This is a genomic window from Exiguobacterium sp. s64, from assembly GCF_018618035.1.
Classification (GTDB): Bacteria; Bacillota; Bacilli; order Exiguobacteriales; family Exiguobacteriaceae; genus Exiguobacterium; species Exiguobacterium mexicanum_A.
This window is the reverse complement of record NZ_JACSLH010000007.1, coordinates 75,469-90,003: the sequence shown is the minus strand read 5'-3', so window position 1 is coordinate 90,003 and position 14,535 is coordinate 75,469. Positions and strand designations below refer to the sequence as shown.

The 14,535-nt window shown below is 53.8% G+C and carries 14 protein-coding genes and 1 riboswitch; of the genes, 11 read left to right on the top strand and 3 right to left on the bottom strand.

What is annotated here, in order from left to right:
- The first annotated feature begins 62 nt into the window (after positions 1 to 62).
- On the top strand, positions 63 to 734 hold the full coding sequence (trhA, locus tag KNP64_RS11235; protein ID WP_214793423.1) for a PAQR family membrane homeostasis protein TrhA: 672 nt from the start codon (positions 63 to 65) through the stop codon (positions 732 to 734).
- 158 nt (positions 735 to 892) lie between these two features.
- Positions 893 to 1,810, top strand: a complete 918-nt coding sequence (locus KNP64_RS11230) for a proline dehydrogenase family protein (protein WP_138859096.1) — start codon at positions 893 to 895, stop codon at positions 1,808 to 1,810.
- 123 nt (positions 1,811 to 1,933) lie between these two features.
- On the opposite strand, the gene KNP64_RS11225 is transcribed toward KNP64_RS11230, so the two are convergent.
- Both KNP64_RS11225 and KNP64_RS11220 read right to left on the bottom strand, forming a co-directional pair.
- Positions 1,934 to 2,263, bottom strand: a complete 330-nt coding sequence (locus KNP64_RS11225) for a hypothetical protein (protein WP_251126418.1) — start codon at positions 2,261 to 2,263, stop codon at positions 1,934 to 1,936.
- Positions 2,264 to 2,504: 241 nt separating this feature from the next.
- On the bottom strand, positions 2,505 to 3,407 hold the full coding sequence (locus tag KNP64_RS11220; protein WP_371815337.1) for an SDR family oxidoreductase: 903 nt from the start codon (positions 3,405 to 3,407) through the stop codon (positions 2,505 to 2,507).
- A gap of 214 nt (positions 3,408 to 3,621) precedes the next feature.
- Between KNP64_RS11220 and KNP64_RS11215 the strand changes: the two genes are divergently transcribed.
- The 6 genes from KNP64_RS11215 to gcvH all read left to right on the top strand — a co-directional run bounded on the left by KNP64_RS11215 (position 3,622) and on the right by gcvH (position 10,672).
- Positions 3,622 to 6,033, top strand: a complete 2,412-nt coding sequence (locus tag KNP64_RS11215) for a 3-hydroxyacyl-CoA dehydrogenase/enoyl-CoA hydratase family protein (RefSeq protein WP_214793421.1) — start codon at positions 3,622 to 3,624, stop codon at positions 6,031 to 6,033.
- A 19-nt stretch (positions 6,034 to 6,052) separates the two neighbouring features.
- The gene (locus KNP64_RS11210) at positions 6,053 to 7,225 is read left to right on the top strand and encodes an acetyl-CoA C-acetyltransferase (RefSeq protein ID WP_131485041.1); all 1,173 of its coding nucleotides are present in this window, start codon (positions 6,053 to 6,055) and stop codon (positions 7,223 to 7,225) included.
- A gap of 13 nt (positions 7,226 to 7,238) precedes the next feature.
- Positions 7,239 to 9,023, top strand: coding sequence for an acyl-CoA dehydrogenase family protein (locus tag KNP64_RS11205; RefSeq protein WP_214793419.1), 1,785 nt, complete (start codon positions 7,239 to 7,241; stop codon positions 9,021 to 9,023).
- 89 nt (positions 9,024 to 9,112) lie between these two features.
- Complete coding sequence (locus tag KNP64_RS11200; protein WP_214793417.1) at positions 9,113 to 9,841, top strand: hypothetical protein; 729 nt, start codon at positions 9,113 to 9,115, stop codon at positions 9,839 to 9,841.
- A 45-nt stretch (positions 9,842 to 9,886) separates the two neighbouring features.
- The gene (locus KNP64_RS11195; protein ID WP_214793415.1) at positions 9,887 to 10,249 is read left to right on the top strand and encodes an arsenate reductase family protein; all 363 of its coding nucleotides are present in this window, start codon (positions 9,887 to 9,889) and stop codon (positions 10,247 to 10,249) included.
- Between the two features lie 39 nt (positions 10,250 to 10,288).
- Entirely contained in the window at positions 10,289 to 10,672 is a 384-nt protein-coding gene (gcvH, locus tag KNP64_RS11190) for a glycine cleavage system protein GcvH (RefSeq protein ID WP_021065488.1), read from the top strand.
- A gap of 42 nt (positions 10,673 to 10,714) precedes the next feature.
- On the opposite strand, the gene KNP64_RS11185 is transcribed toward gcvH, so the two are convergent.
- Positions 10,715 to 11,767 (bottom strand): PTS sugar transporter subunit IIC, encoded by a 1,053-nt coding sequence (locus KNP64_RS11185; RefSeq protein ID WP_214793413.1) that lies wholly within the window; start codon positions 11,765 to 11,767, stop codon positions 10,715 to 10,717.
- 191 nt (positions 11,768 to 11,958) lie between these two features.
- Here KNP64_RS11185 and KNP64_RS11180 point away from each other — a divergent pair, with 191 nt between their 5' ends.
- The 3 genes from KNP64_RS11180 (at position 11,959) to KNP64_RS11170 (ending at position 14,530) form a co-directional block, all read left to right on the top strand.
- The gene (locus KNP64_RS11180) at positions 11,959 to 12,213 is read left to right on the top strand and encodes a thioredoxin family protein (protein WP_232819605.1); all 255 of its coding nucleotides are present in this window, start codon (positions 11,959 to 11,961) and stop codon (positions 12,211 to 12,213) included.
- Positions 12,214 to 12,666: 453 nt separating this feature from the next.
- A riboswitch (SAM riboswitch) is annotated at positions 12,667 to 12,772 on the top strand.
- Positions 12,773 to 12,849: 77 nt separating this feature from the next.
- Entirely contained in the window at positions 12,850 to 13,878 is a 1,029-nt protein-coding gene (locus KNP64_RS11175) for a methionine ABC transporter ATP-binding protein (protein ID WP_214793411.1), read from the top strand.
- On the top strand, positions 13,868 to 14,530 hold the full coding sequence (locus tag KNP64_RS11170; protein ID WP_214751794.1) for a methionine ABC transporter permease: 663 nt from the start codon (positions 13,868 to 13,870) through the stop codon (positions 14,528 to 14,530). Before KNP64_RS11175 ends, KNP64_RS11170 begins: the two co-directional genes overlap by 11 nt.
- Positions 14,531 to 14,535 lie beyond the last annotated feature (5 nt).

Here is a 14,535-nt window from a genome sequence, read left to right as displayed (position 1 = left end):
TGTTTACAACAAAATCGGGAAATGACCATACTAGAGGAATAGATTTGAAAGGTGGGACCTGAATGGATCAAGAGAAGCTAAAAGACATGCTCCATGCCGACACGCTCGGGGAAGAGATTGCGAGCGCCATCACCCATGGCCTCGGGGTCATCTTCAGCATCGTCGCGCTCGTACTGCTTATCATGACGGCAACGGAGACGGGAAGCACAGGTAACGTCATCGCCGTGAGCGTGTTCGGGGTATCGATGATTTTACTGTACCTGTTCTCGACACTCATGCATGCGATTCCGCATCCCCGGGCGAAACGCGTGCTCCAAGTGTTCGACCATGCGGGGATTTACTTACTCATTGCGGGAAGTTATACGCCGTTCGCGCTCGTGTCGCTCAAAGGGACGCTCGGTTGGACGTTGTTCGGCATCGTCTGGGGCGTCGCCGTGCTTGGTGTCGTCTGGAAACTGTTCTCGACCGGGAAGTACATGTGGGTATCGAACGTGACGTATCTCGGCCTCGGCTGGATTTGTCTCATCGCCATCCGTCCGCTGTACGAGTCGCTCGGTCATAACGGGTTCATGTTGCTCCTCGCCGGGGGGATCGCCTATTCGGTCGGGATCGTCTTTTACATGTGGCAGAAACTGCCGTTCAACCACGCGATCTGGCATATGTTCGTCCTCGCTGGAAGTGTGCTCGTTTTCCTCAGTATTTTGCTCTATGTGGCACCAAATACAAGCCTGTAAAATAGACGTCCTCCGGGGCGTCTGTTTTTTTCTAAATCTAAGGAAATGAATCGGTGAAAACGATTACAAAATTACAGACGAATGGACGTTTGTATGTCATAATAATTTCAGACATCGTCATAGAGATAGATGGGTGTAAACGTAAGGGGGAAAATCAGATGGAAAAAGTGTTGCGCGATGGATTTATCTACATGTCTCAAAACAAAACACTCAACAGTTTGGCTAAAAAATACGGGCTTCGGTTCGGGGCTTCGCGCTTTGTGGCGGGGGAAGATTTCAAGACGTCGGTGCCGACGATTCGTGAGTTAAACGCGAAAGGATTATCGGTCACGGTCGACCACTTAGGGGAATTCATCACGACGGTCGCAGAAGCGAACGAAAACCGGGATGAAATCATTCGTGCCATCGAAATCATGGCGGAAGAGAAGCTTGACGCGTACATGTCGCTCAAGCTGACGTCGCTCGGATTCGATATCTCGGACGAGTTGATCGAAGACAACATGCGTCAAATCTTGACGACGGCGAAAGAAGTCGGTGTGTTCGTCGCCATCGATATGGAAGACGAGGCACGTTGCGAGAAGACGCTCGACTTGTTCAAGAAATTGAAAGCGGACTTTGAGGGCCTGGGGACGGTCATCCAGTCATACTTGTACCGCTCGGAAGATGACATCAATCATCTCGCGCCGCTCAAGCCGAACCTTCGTATCGTCAAAGGGGCTTATAAGGAACCGGCGACGGTCGCTTTCCCGGAGAAAGAAGACGTCGACCACAACTACTTGAAGCTCGTCAAACTCCATCTGGCGAACGGGAACTACGCCTCTATCGCAACACATGACGACCATATGATCGATGCGGTCATCGAACATGTGAAACTGAACAACATCCCACTCGACCAGTTCGAGTTCCAAATGCTGTACGGCATCCGGGTCGAGCGTCAACTCGAGCTCGTCCGTCAAGGCTACAAAGTCCGCGTCTACGTGCCATACGGCCGTGACTGGTACGGCTACTTCATGCGCCGCCTCGCAGAACGTCCGGCGAACGTCGCGTTCGTTTTAAAAGGGATGGTCAAGAAATGAGAATAGCACGAACGTCCATCGAGGGCGTTCGTGCTTTTTTGATGTGTTCGATATTATTTGATGACATCGATTCGCGTGTTTTAGGCGCATTTGTTTAAAGAAACTATGCCACGATTCAGATTTTTACTCTTCTTCATCTTTTTCAACCCAAAAATCCGGACCGATTTGATCAGACGGCCAAAAGAAAAGCTCTTGCTCGTATTCTGGGTTCACATCTTGCAAGGCGTCTGATGTAAACAGGTACTGTTTATTTTGAATGAACGCATCTCGGATAAAGTATTTCATATGATACGGACCATATCCATAGGAAGTATTCACGTCTGGCGAAGGGTTCTCTTCCATGCGAACGTACATATGTGCTTGCGCTAAAAATGTAAACATTCGCGCAAGGGCGAGATAGCCTTCGATGTTGCCGACGAAATTGACGCCTTGTTTGTTCAATTTGATTTCCATCTTGGCATCATGGTTAAAGTGAGGGTCGAACTCTAAAATGTCTTCGTCGTACTCGTCTTCATCGTCAGGGTAATGCGTCCACCGGCGCCCTGACTCATGCAGGAAAGCAGTCCGACGAAGACCCCGCAGTGCCGGGAACGGCGCGAGGAGGCTTCGGGACTGCCTGCTGAAAGCATGGGCGCCGAAAGGACGCATTATATGTAAAAGAAAGACCCAGCTGTAAACTGGGCCTGCGACAAGATTATCCGTTTACGACCGTCCCACCGTTGACGTGGATGACTTGCCCGCTGACGTACGTCGAGTCGTCACTGGCGAGATAGACGTAAGCCGGTGCGAGTTCCGCCGGTTGACCCGGACGTTTCATCTCGGCCGAGTCACCGAACGAGGCGACTTTGTCTGCCGGGAACGTCGAAGGAATGAGCGGTGTCCAAATCGGACCTGGTGCGACACCGTTGACGCGAATCTTCTTCTCGGCAAGGTTGCTCGCGAGCGCACGCGTGAACGATGTGATTGCACCTTTCGTCGACGAGTAATCGATCAACTGGTCGTTTCCTTGATACGCTGTGATGGACGTCGTATTGATAATGCTCGCGCCTTCATTCAAGTACGGAAGGGCGGCCTTCGTCAAATAGAACATGCTGAAGATGTTCGTGCGGAACGTCTGCTCGAGTTGCTCATCCGAGATGTCGAGGAGCGACTCCTGCGGATGTTGTTCGGCAGCGTTGTTGACGAGAATATCCAAGTGGCCGAACGTCTCGAGCGTCTGTTTGACGATATCTTGGCAAAAGTCCGAATCACCGATGTCTCCTTGCAACAAGAGGCAAGCCTGACCGAGTTCTTCGATCCGTTCTTTCGTCGCCTCGGCGTCCTCGAGCTCGTTTTGATCTTTATAGACGATGACCGTGTTCGCACCTTCATGGGCGAAGAAGATGGCGACCGATTTCCCGATCCCCGAGTCGCCGCCTGTGATGATGGCGACTTTATCTTTTAGTTTATCGCTTCCTTTATAGCCTTCACGCTCATAGATTGGGAACGGCTCCATCTTCGAGTCGATCCCCGGTTGATGGGCCTGCTCTTGGCCGTCCTTTTTGAACGACTCAAAATCATGTCGGTTCCCCATTGTGTTTAAGCGATTATCACTCATGAATACATTCCCCTTTCTAAAATTGACTCTTTGTGTCTATACCACAGTCACCGAAAAATGAATCGTCCTCGGTGAAATTGGAACGAATTTGAAAAATGAACGCTTGCGAATGAATTGTCATTCATTTATGATAGAAGAGTAAACACGATGGTGATTGCGATTTTTTTTACGCTTGAAATGAATCACTATTCATTCTCATTGAGGGGGGAACAATATGACGAGTCACATCGAACAATCAGCCGACCTCCGTTTGACGAGCAACATTCGTTTTGCGGTCGTCATCGGTTCAGGAGTAATGGGGGCGGGGATTGCGGCTCACTTGGCGAACGCGGGGATTCGTTCGCTCATGCTCGACATCGTACCACGTGAATTGACGGCGAAAGAAGAAGCGAAAGGGCTCACGCTCGAATCACCACAAGTACGGAACCGCATCGCTTCTGAGAACCGTCAGAAGCTATTGAAACAGAACCCGGCACCGCTCGCGACAGCGGAGCACTTGAACTTCATCGACGTGGGGAACTTAGAAGATAATCTCGAGCGCTTGAAGGAAGCGGACTGGGTCATCGAGGTCGTCGTCGAACGGCTCGACGTGAAACAACAGCTGTTCGAAAAAATTGCACCTTATATCCGTGAAGACGCGATTCTCAGCTCGAACACGTCGGGTATCTCGATCGAGGCGATGGCGAGCGTGTTGCCAGAAGGCTTGAAGACACGTTTCCTCGGGACACACTTCTTCAACCCGCCACGTTATTTGAAACTGCTCGAACTCATCCCGACGGAGCAGACGGCACGTCCGGTCATCGATTTCATGGCCCGCTTCGCGGAGGACCGTCTCGGGAAAGGCGTCGTCGAAGCGAAAGACACACCGAACTTCATCGGGAACCGCATCGGCACGTACGGACTCCTCGTCACGTTCGAAGAGATGCTCAAGCAGAACGCTTCGATCGGCGAGATGGACTCGATCACCGGACCGCTCATCGGCCGGCCAAAATCGGCGACATTCCGCACGCTCGACGTCGTCGGCATCGACACGTTCGTCCACGTCGCCGGAAACGTCTATGAGACGCTCGACGCCGGTGAAGAGAAGGATACGTTCGACGTCCCTGCTGAAATGAAGACGCTCGTCGAGAAGGGATGGATCGGTCAAAAGGCCGGACAAGGCTTCTACAAGAAAGACGGAAAAGTCATCCAGGAACTGAATCTCGAGACGTTCGAATACGAACAATTGAAAGCGATTACAGGACCGGAGCTCGACCAAATCAAATCGCTCCCAGGTTCGAAAGCGAAGCTGAAAGGCGCCATCTTGAACAAGGGACGCATCGGACAACTGCTCTGGCCGGTCACGGCGAAGACGCTCGTCTACTCGGCTCGTCTCACAGGCGAAATCAGTGATTCGATCGTCGCCATCGATGACGCGATGAAGTGGGGCTTCGGCTGGAAGTTCGGACCGTTCGAGACGTGGGATGCACTCGGTGTCGAGAAATCGGTCGCCCGCATGAAAGCGGAAGGCTATGACGTCCCGGCGTGGATCGATGAGATGCTCGCTGCCGGACACACAACGTTCTATAAGGGAGACCAGTATTACGACCTAGCGTCACAGACGTACGTTGAGAAGACCGTCAACCCGAAAGAAGTGAAACTCGCCCCGCTCGCCAAGTCGAACGGGATCGTGCTCGAGAACGGTGGGGCCCGCCTCATCGATATCGGAGACGACGTCGTCGCCCTCGAGTTCACGTCACCGAACAACGCGATCGGTGTCGACATCATGCAGATGATTGAACAGTCGATCGACCTCGTCGAGACCGACTTCAAAGGACTCGTCCTCGCCAACGATGGTAAGAACTTCTGTGTCGGTGCCAACCTCGCGATGATGCTCATGGAAGCGGAAGACGAGAACTGGTACGAGCTCGATTGGATCATCAACAAGTTCCAACAAGTCGTCCAGAAGATTCGCTACGCGGGTCGCCCGGTCGTCGTCGCACCTTACGGCATGACGCTCGGCGGCGGGACAGAAATCAGCTTGCCGGCCGCACGCATGCAGGCGGCGCTCGAGACGTATATGGGTCTCGTCGAAGTCGGCGTCGGCCTCATCCCAGGTGGGGGCGGAAACGTCAACACGTATCGTCGCCTCCTCGAGCAGACACCGAAGTCGATGCAAAACATCGAGAAAGCGGCGCAACAGACGTTTGAGAATATCGCCATGGCGAAAGTATCGAAGTCGGCCTATGACGCAAAAGCGCTCGGCTATCACCGTCCGGTCGACGGCATCTCGATGAACCGCGACCACTTGACGTTCGACGCGAAACAGACGGTGCTCGGTCTCGCTGACGGCTACACGGCACCGGTTCGTGAGAAGTTGCCGGTCGTCGGTCAAACGGGGAAAGCGACACTCGAACTTGCGGCATACGAGATGTTCTACGGTGGCTATATCTCTGAACACGATTTGAAGATCGCGAAAAAACTTGCCCACGTCATCAGCGGCGGCGATTTGGCATACGGCACGATGGTCGACGAGCAGTACTTCCTCGACATCGAGCGCGAGGCGTTCCTAAGCCTCATCGGGGAACCGAAATCGCAGCAACGGATGCAACATATGCTCGTCAAAGGCAAGCCACTTCGGAACTGACAAAAGGGGGACTTAACAGATGAGAGAAGCAGTCATCGTGGCCGGCGCACGGACGCCGGTCGGAAAAGCAAAACGCGGTTCGTTCCGAAACGTTCGCTCGGACGAACTCGCGGGTCACGCGATTAAAGCGACGCTCGAGCGGTCTGGCTACACGGGACCAATTGACGACGTCATCATGGGGTGCGCCATGCCGGAAGCGGAACAAGGGATGAACATCGCCCGTTACGCGGCCGTACGAGGTGGCTTGTCGCACGAAGTACCAGCCATCACGATCAACCGATATTGCTCGTCCGGCCTTCAAGCGATCGCCGACGCGGCAGCGAAAATCATGATCGGTCAAGCGACGGCGGTCATCGCCGGCGGTATGGAATCGATGAGCCTTGTCCCAATGGGCGGCCACGTCATCCGTCCGAATCCGACGATCATGGAGACGGCTCCGGAATACTACATGAGCATGGGTCACACGGCAGAACGTGTCGCGGCTGAATATAACATCTCGCGCGAAGACCAAGACCTGTTCGCCATCGATAGCCACCAAAAAGCGGCGGCAGCGATTGCGGGCGGCAAGTTCGAAGAAGAGATCGTCCCGGTCACGGTCGTCGAGCACGTGCTCGGCGAAGACGGGAAAGTCGCGGAACGTGAACTCGTCGTCAAACATGACGAAGGCGTCCGTGCCGACTCGACGCTCGAGGCGCTCGGTAAACTGCGCCCGGCTTTCAAAATCAAAGGCTCGGTGACGGCGGGGAACGCGTCACAAGTGTCCGATGGCGCGGCAGCCGTGCTCGTCATGGAGCGCGAAGAAGCCGAACGTCAAGGCTTGAAACCGATGGCAAAATTCCTTTCGTTCGCGGTCGGCGGTGTCCGTCCGGAAGTGATGGGAATCGGCCCGGTCGTCGCCATCCCGAAAGCACTCGAGATGGCCGGCGTGAAGTTGGAAGAAGTCGGATTGTTCGAACTGAACGAGGCGTTCGCGAGCCAATCGCTCGGCGTCATCCGTGAACTCGGCATCGACCCGTCGAAAGTGAACGTCAACGGCGGCGCGATCGCCCTCGGGCATCCGCTCGGTTGCACGGGCGCAAAACTCGCGGTCTCGATCTTGCATGAGATGAAACGACGCAATGAAAAGTATGGGGTTGTGACGATGTGCATCGGTGGCGGTATGGGTGCTGCTGGCGTCTTCGAATTACTATAAGGGGGAATTGACAATGGAACGTACAGAACATGAATTGATTAAAGGCGGTAGCTTCGTCATCGACGCACTCGACGCGGATCGTTTGTTCACACCGGAAGACTTCTCGGACGAGCACAAGATGATTGGCGACACGACGGCGAGCTTCGTCGACGACCGTGTCATGCCAGTCCTTGGACGCATCGAGAAACATGAGTTCGATCTCTCGGTCGAACTGTTGAAAGAAGCGGGCGAGCTCGGCCTCCTCGGCGCGGACGTGCCAGAAGAGTACGGCGGTTATCAGCTTGATAAGATCTCGTCATCGATCATCACGGAGCGGTTCGCCAAGGCACGTTCATTCGCCCTCAGCTACGGCGCCCACGTTGGGATCGGGACACTCCCAATCGTCTTCTTCGGAACGGAAGAGCAAAAGCATAAGTACTTGCCGAAGCTCGCGACCGGCGAATGGATCGCGGCGTACGCCCTCACAGAGCCAGGCTCAGGCTCGGACGCGCTCGGTGCGAAAGCGACGGCCGTCTTGAACGAGGCCGGCACGCACTACGTGTTGAACGGCGAGAAGCAATGGATCACGAACGCCGGTTTCGCGAACGTGTTCGTCGTCTACGCGAAAATCGATGGCGACAAGTTCAGCGCCTTCATCGTCGAGCGTGACTTCAAAGGGGTCTCGACAGGGGCCGAAGAACAGAAGATGGGCATTAAAGGCTCATCGACACGGACGCTCATCTTAGAAGACGTCGAAGTCCCAGTCGACAACCTCCTCGGAGAAATCGGCAAAGGGCACGTCATCGCCTTCAACATCTTGAACGTCGGTCGTTACAAACTTGCGGTCGGTGCGGTCGGCTCGTCGAAACGTGCGTTCGATCTCTCGGTCCAGTACGCGAACGAACGTAAACAGTTCAAGACGCCGATCAGCCAGTTCCCGCTCATCCAAGAAAAACTCGCGACGATGGCCGCGAACATCTATGCGATGGAGAGCTCGGTTTACCGGACGGGCGGTCTGTTCCAAGACAGCCTCGACGCCCTCGGCGACGACAACATGCGTGACGGTTCAAAAGTCGCCCAAGCGATCGCTGAATATGCGATTGAATGTTCATTGAACAAGGTGTTCGCCTCGGAGACGTTCGACTACGTCGTCGACGAAGCGGTCCAAATCCACGGCGGCTACGGCTTCATGACCGAATATGAAGTCGAGAACTTGTATCGTGACTCACGCATCAACCGCATCTTTGAAGGAACAAACGAGATTAACCGCTTGATCGTGCCGGGCACGCTCCTCAAGAAAGCGATGAAAGGCGACTTGCCACTCCTCGCCGAGGCACAGAAACTCCAAAAAGAGCTCATGAGCTACATGCCGCAAGAGCTCGACGGCTCACCGCTCGCACGCGAGAAGATGCTTCTGTCGAACATGAAGAAAATCAACTTGATGATCGCCGGAACGGCCGTCCAGAAATATCAGCAAGACCTTCAGAACGAGCAAGAGATCCTCGCGAAGATCGCCGACATCATCAGCGCCATCTACGCGCTTGAAGCGGCCATCGCGCGGACGGATAAAGCCATCGCCCGCACAGGCGTTGAGAAGAACGGACAGAAAGTCCGCTATACCGAAATCTTCGCCGAGCAAGTGTTCAAGCAAGTCGAACTCATGGCGAAAGAAGTGTTGTATGCGGCCGCATCGGGCGACGAGCAGCGCATGCTCTTGTCGGCGATGAAGAAGTTCAGCCGTTATCAGCCAATCAACGTCATCGGCACGAAACGCGAAGTCGCAGCGAGTCTCATCAAAGCGAACAAGTTTATCGTGTAAGCAAGCGAGAGAAAGGGTGGACCGGACGCGGTCGGCCCTTTCTTTTTGCCTTGCCGACACCGTACAATGGACAGAAGGAGGCGAAGTAGATGAGACGTAAGGCATTGTTAGAACGGATGGATGAGATTGGCCGCTCAGTCGCAGAGCATGATGGGACGCTCATGCTCCTCGCGCTCGGTTCGATCGGGCTCGAGACGGATCGGCTCGACGACTATTCCGACCTCGATTTCTTCTTGATCGTCGAGGATGGGCATAAGGCCCGCTTTATCGACAATTTGGATTGGCTCGCCGTCGAGCCGCTGGCGTACCAGTTCCAAAACACGAAAGACGGCCATAAAATCATGTATGAGGACGGCATTTACGCCGAGTTTGCCGTGTTTGAAGTCGTGGAGATGCCTGGCATCGCCTATACGCCGGGCCGTGTCGTCTGGCAGCGTGACGAAGCGCTCCACGCGTTCGCGACGCCGAACGTCGTCACAGACGTCCCTGACGCCGCGTATTGCTATGAAGAGGCGCTGACGAACCTATACGTCGGCTTGCTCCGGGAGCGACGTGGCGAGCGACTTGCGGGCTTTGAACTCATTCAAGTCGCGGCAATCAATAACGTGCTGAAGGCACATGGAGAGATGAGTGATCCGTTCAATCCGACGCGACGCGTCGAGACGAAGCATCCTGACGTGACTAGGCTCCTTGAGCAAGGGGTATTAGGCTATGGGCGTTCCGTCGAGGCGGCAGCTGCGATTCTCGGTTATATCGAGGCGCGTCATCCGGTGAACGCGTCGTTGAAGCGAGAGATTGAGCGTTTGCTTGAAGCGTGAATGGTCGATTCGGAATGTGCTACATTTATAGAAGAGGTGATGAACATGGTGACACTATATGGCTATCCGCCATGCAGTACGTGTAAAAAAGCAGAGAAGTGGTTGAAAGAGAACGGTGTCGACTATACATACGTCCATATCGTCGAGGCGACGCCGTCGAAAGACGAGTTGGCCGAGCTGTGGAAACAGTCGGGCCAGCCGCTCAAAAAGTTCTTCAATACGAGCGGGCAAGTGTATCGGAACGAAGGCATCAAAGACAAGCTACCAAACCTATCAGAAGACGAACAACTCGAGCTTCTTGCGAGCAATGGTATGCTTTTGAAGCGCCCAATCGTGACAGATGGTCAAAAATCAACTGTCGGATTTTCAGAAAAGTCGTTTACAGACGTTTGGGGCGAAGTGCTATAATACTCGTGTGAGTCTAATTCATTTGAGGGGGAAGTTAGGATGAGCAAAGTACCTGCCAATCTACGTTATTCAAAAGAGCACGAATGGGTTGAAGTGAACGGAAGCGTTGCCCGCATCGGGATCACAGATTTCGCACAAAGCGAACTAGGGGATATCGTCTTTGTCGAACTTCCTGAAGTCGGTGGCACAATCTTACTCGACGAGCCGTTCGGTTCGGTTGAATCGGTCAAGACGGTTTCGGAGCTTTATGCACCGATCTCAGGGAAAATCACAGCGGTGAACGAATCACTCGCCGATTCACCAGAACTCGTCAACGAGGCACCGTTCGAAGGCGCTTGGATGATCGAAGTCGAGTTGAACGACGCGTCAGACGTCGACAAACTCATGTCAGCCGAAGAATACGAAGCGATGATTCAAGGCTAAACAAAACCCGGTTTCTCTTCACGAGAAGCCGGGCTTTTTTGTTCATTCGAAATCGAGGCGGTAATGATCAGGCTGGATGAGCGACGTCCGGTTGAACAGGCGGTAAAAGATGATTCCGAGCGTTATCGGGATGAGTCCGAACAAGACGATGACGAGCATGACGTTCCAGAGCGCGAACCCTCCCGGCATCAAATGCAAGGCGTTGATTGGCCCGATGAGGCCCGAGACGCCGAAACCGGCACTGATCGGCGTGCCTTCGATCCGAAGGATTCCTGCGAGCGCTCCGAGGATGGCCGCATTGGCGAGTACGGGCAACATCATGATCGGACGACGGACGAAGTTCGCCATTTGAATCTTCGGTGACCCGAGGAAGTGGGCGATCGACGTTCCCGTCGCGTTCATCTGCCAGCCGGCGATGGCGAGACCGAAGCCGGCGGCGACGACCCCTAGGTTGGCGGCCCCTGCCGCGACACCAGACAGGCTGATCGCTGTAGCGATGCCGACCGTCGAGATTGGCGAGACGATGATGAGCGAGAACGCCATCGCAATCAACATGCCCATCACAATCGGCTGCAGTTCCGTCATCGTCATAATGATCGTCCCGACGTATGTTGTGATTTGTGAGATGTAAGTGAGCAGGAACGCCCCGATCCCTCCGGCGACGACGATGACCGTCATCGGTAAGACGAGCACGGTGTATGTCTTCAAGCGTGGCGACAACTGCATGACGAGGAACGTCGCGAGAGCAGCCGTCACACCGGCCGTGATGACGTCACCGATTCCGGCCATGAGGAACGCGCCTTCCTCGATGCGGATGGCGCCGCTCCCGACCTGGGTCGCGATGCCGATTGTGCCGGCCTCGAGTGCCGAGCGTCCGAACTGCATGGCGACAGCGACACCGATGATAACCGGTAAGAGACGCATCGCGATCGTCGTCGCATCTAAGATGAACTGCAAGGACGGAACATAAGGTAAGATGGCTTTCGTTAATTCACCGAGCAAAGCGCTCGGGATGAGGGCGATGAGGATGGCAAGACTGAGGCCGTTCAAGACGTTCATCAAAAACTGTTTTCCACTAAGCTTCTCTTCCGTCATTGGGGATTCACCTGTCCTTTTCTACTGGTATGCTGTTATGTACAAAAGCAATAAAGTTAATGACCATACTATGCCTCTTTCTAGCAAGCGTCAATACAAAATGTTGAAATGTTCAGAATTTTTCATTTGAGCACAACTTTTGAACCGACCGAGCCGGATTCATATACTTATGAAGAGAGGTGAATAAAATGATGACAGACGGATTCTTATATATATACGCCCCGATGTGCGGTACATGCGCCGTGGCCGAGCGGATGCTCTCGGTCGTCGAGGCAGTCGACCCCGAACTCCAGATTGAAAAGCGCGATGCCAACTTTATCCCGAACGAGCTCGAGGCGTATCAGGTCATGAGCGTCCCGGCGCTATTGAAGCTGGAGAATGGCCAAGTTCGCGATCGGTTGTACGCGTTTCAAAACGTCCAGCACGTCCTATCTTTCGTTAAATGAGATAGGACGATTAGAATAATCTGAAAATTTTAAATAATCAGTTGACACAGAAAGTTCACGAATGATATATTCATTACAACATCTTACTTGAACACAACATAGGACGAGATTTTCCCGTCATCAAGACGTTTTCGAACAACCGCTGCATGAGCTTACGCGATTTTAGGTGGACCTTCCCTTCGATTGTCCCCCAAAAAAATCAAGCGTCGGGGCACCGGTCGCGTAATTGCATGGTCCGTTCGAAGACCGAGTGATGGTTGGGTCAAAATCCCCCATATAAGGATGAATGCTCTGATCGGGCAAAAGAGGTTCATCTATGGGTTGTCCTTCAGTGACTCAAGGTACTACGTTCTGTGTCATCCTCGGATGGCACCTTTTTTTATTTTTTCGCATAAAATAGTTTGACATGAAAATAATATGTCGCTATGATAAGGCTAATCGAATACGCAACCACTCTTATCAAGAGAGGCTGAGGGACTGGCCCTATGACGCCCAGCAACCGCGGAGCAATCCGAAATGGTGCTAATTCCAGCAAGGTATTTACCTTGGAAGATGAGAGCAATCGTTGTCCGTACGATAAAGTACGCACGTTTGCTCAAACGTGCGTACTTTTTTTGTTGTCAGGAGGGAAATGGATTGATTCAATTACGCAATGTGGCCAAATGGTTCGACACGAAAAACGGTCGGGTCCAGGCGGTCGATGATGTGTCGCTTACAATCGAAAGTGGCGAAATTTTTGGAATAATCGGATATTCAGGGGCGGGGAAGTCGACGCTCATCCGCTTGCTCAACCGACTCGAGGCACCGTCAAGCGGTGAAATCGTGGTCGCCGGCAGCGAGCTGACGAAACTCACGCCTAAGGAACTGCGCGGGGTGCGTAAAAATGTCTCGATGGTGTTCCAACACTTCAACCTATTATGGTCGCGCACGGTCGCTGAGAATATTAGCTTCCCGCTCGAACTCATCGGGGTACCGGCGAGTGAGCGCAAACGCCGCGTCCAAGAGCTCGTCGAACTCGTCGGCCTCGCCGGACGGGAAGACAGCTATCCGTCACAACTATCGGGCGGCCAAAAGCAGCGAGTCGGGATCGCCCGTGCGCTCGCTACGAATCCAGAAGTGCTCCTCTGCGATGAAGCGACGAGCGCACTCGACCCGAAGACAACGGACTCGATTCTCGAACTGCTTGTCAGTATCAACAAAAAACTCGGTTTGACGATCGTCCTCATCACCCATGAGATGCACGTCATCCAAAAGATTTGTCACCGGGTCGCCGTCATGGAGGCCGGGAAGGTCGTCGAGACCGGACAAGTCGCCGACGTGTTCCAACATCCGGAACAGCCGATCACGAAAGAATTCGTCAAACAGATCGGCGCGGTCGAGGACATGTCGCTCACGTTCGAACATTTGAAAGCCCGGTATCCGAGCGGTCAAATCGTCAAGCTCAAATTCTTGAACGAGACGGCCGAACAACCTATTCTGTCGGAAGTGTTGAAGCAGCATGACATCGGCTTCAACATCATCGGCGGGAAGGTGACGCAGTCACAAGTCGGTGCCCTCGGGACATTATTCATCCAATTGATCGGAGAGCCGGCTGAAGTCGAGCGGGCCATCGCCTCAATCCGATCGCATGCAGTGGAAGTGGAGGTAGAAAGCGATGTTTCCTAATGTAGATTGGCAAGTCATGCTCGAACAGACGTGGCAGACACTTTATATGACACTCGTCGCCGGAGCCGCGACGTTCGTCATCGGTCTCGCGCTCGGGATGCTGTTATATGTCACGAACGAGCCGCTCATGATGAAGAATCGTCCGATTTATACGGTCATCAGTGCGGTCGTCAACATCTTCCGGTCGATCCCGTTCATCATTTTGATCATCTTGCTCATCCCGTTCACGTTACTCGTCGTCGGAACGATGCTCGGGTCAACGGCAGCACTGCCGGCACTCATCATCGGTGCAGCCCCGTTCTATGCGCGGATGGTCGAGCTCGCGCTTCGCGAAGTCGACCGCGGTGTCATCGAGGCGGCTGAATCGATGGGTGCGACAAAATGGCAGATCGTCTATAAAGTATTATTCCCTGAAGCGTTGCCGGCCATCGTGTCAGGCATCACGGTCACGATCGTCGCGATCGTCGGTTACACGGCGATGGCAGGGGTCGTTGGGGGCGGGGGACTCGGGAACTTGGCGTTCCTCGAAGGGTTCCAGCGTTCACAAAGTGACGTCACGTTCGTCGCGACCGTCTTAATCTTGGTTATCGTCTTCGTCATCCAGTTCATCGGCGATCGACTCGTATCAGTAATTGACAAGCGTTCCGCTTGATCTAA

Excerpts from the sequence above, each read along its gene's own strand:
- KNP64_RS11225 (WP_251126418.1), bottom strand. The coding sequence starts at position 2,263 with ATGGAAATCAAATTGAACAAACAAGGCGTCAATTTCGTCGGCAACATC.
- trhA (WP_214793423.1), top strand. The coding sequence starts at position 63 with ATGGATCAAGAGAAGCTAAAAGACATGCTCCATGCCGACACGCTCGGG.
- KNP64_RS11215 (WP_214793421.1), top strand. The coding sequence starts at position 3,622 with ATGACGAGTCACATCGAACAATCAGCCGACCTCCGTTTGACGAGCAAC.
- KNP64_RS11180 (WP_232819605.1), top strand. The coding sequence starts at position 11,959 with ATGACAGACGGATTCTTATATATATACGCCCCGATGTGCGGTACATGC.
- KNP64_RS11195 (WP_214793415.1), top strand. The coding sequence starts at position 9,887 with ATGGTGACACTATATGGCTATCCGCCATGCAGTACGTGTAAAAAAGCA.
- KNP64_RS11205 (WP_214793419.1), top strand. The coding sequence starts at position 7,239 with ATGGAACGTACAGAACATGAATTGATTAAAGGCGGTAGCTTCGTCATC.
- KNP64_RS11185 (WP_214793413.1), bottom strand. The coding sequence starts at position 11,767 with ATGACGGAAGAGAAGCTTAGTGGAAAACAGTTTTTGATGAACGTCTTG.
- KNP64_RS11170 (WP_214751794.1), top strand. The coding sequence starts at position 13,868 with ATGTTTCCTAATGTAGATTGGCAAGTCATGCTCGAACAGACGTGGCAG.
- KNP64_RS11200 (WP_214793417.1), top strand. The coding sequence starts at position 9,113 with ATGAGACGTAAGGCATTGTTAGAACGGATGGATGAGATTGGCCGCTCA.
- gcvH (WP_021065488.1), top strand. The coding sequence starts at position 10,289 with ATGAGCAAAGTACCTGCCAATCTACGTTATTCAAAAGAGCACGAATGG.
- KNP64_RS11230 (WP_138859096.1), top strand. The coding sequence starts at position 893 with ATGGAAAAAGTGTTGCGCGATGGATTTATCTACATGTCTCAAAACAAA.
- KNP64_RS11210 (WP_131485041.1), top strand. The coding sequence starts at position 6,053 with ATGAGAGAAGCAGTCATCGTGGCCGGCGCACGGACGCCGGTCGGAAAA.
- KNP64_RS11220 (WP_371815337.1), bottom strand. The coding sequence starts at position 3,407 with ATGAGTGATAATCGCTTAAACACAATGGGGAACCGACATGATTTTGAG.